This is a genomic window from Bacillus sp. 05T31 (assembly GCF_056396725.1).
In genome coordinates this window covers 1-769 of sequence record NZ_JBFTMA010001170.1, presented here as the reverse complement: position 1 = coordinate 769, position 769 = coordinate 1, and the positions used below count along the sequence as shown (strand labels likewise).

1 protein-coding gene is annotated in these 769 nt (G+C 35.3%); it reads left to right on the top strand.

Annotation, left to right across the window (positions count from 1 at the left end; genetic code table 11):
• Positions 1-769: HAMP domain-containing protein (locus tag AC1DJR_RS32160; protein ID WP_477004488.1), on the top strand; the 769-nt coding region annotated here is incomplete at both ends.

Genomic DNA, 769 nt, shown 5'->3' with positions numbered 1-769 from the left:
AACGTATGTTGTTGGAGCRAAAAAAAATGAAAAAGGTGAGTTACAAATCKTCGRTTTGTCTACAGGTTTAGCAAATGTTGTTGAAGTAAAGCCGGGAGACTATTATAAACAACCAGATCGTTGGATGAAAGCATATGATAAAGTAATGAGCACGAAAAAAGCAAACATGACAGAAGTATATGAAGACGCATTAGGATCATGGGTAACGATATTAGAGCCAATTAAAGATGGAGAAGAAAATATTGTGGCAATTGTTGCAGCCGATGTAGATGCCTCTATTGTTCCTATTACAAAGGAAAAATTCATTATACAAGGTTTAATGTTTATTTGTATTTCTGTTTTAATTGCAACTGTTATTCAATTCTTAATTGTACGTAACGCACTTGCTCCATTGCGAGATTTACGTGAAGGATTGCGCAAAGTCGGTGAAGGTGATTTAAGTATTAAATTAGAGGAAAGACCAGATGATATTGGTATTATTAATGCGTATTTTAATAATACCATCGAGAAGTTTAAAGGAATTATAGATAAAGTGAAGCAGACAGCAGAACAGGTTTCCTCATCTTCAMAAGAATTGTCAGTGAGTACGAAAGAGAATAGCATGGCAGTTCAAGAAATCGTAAGTTCTATGGTTGAGTTAAGAGCTGGCGCTCAGTCACAAGAAACTTCAGTACCACAGTATTTAGGTATTGTATATGAAATGGAAGATAAGATGGAAGAGATAACGAATGCTGCAAAACAAATGGCGAAAGAGTCTGAAGGTATGGAG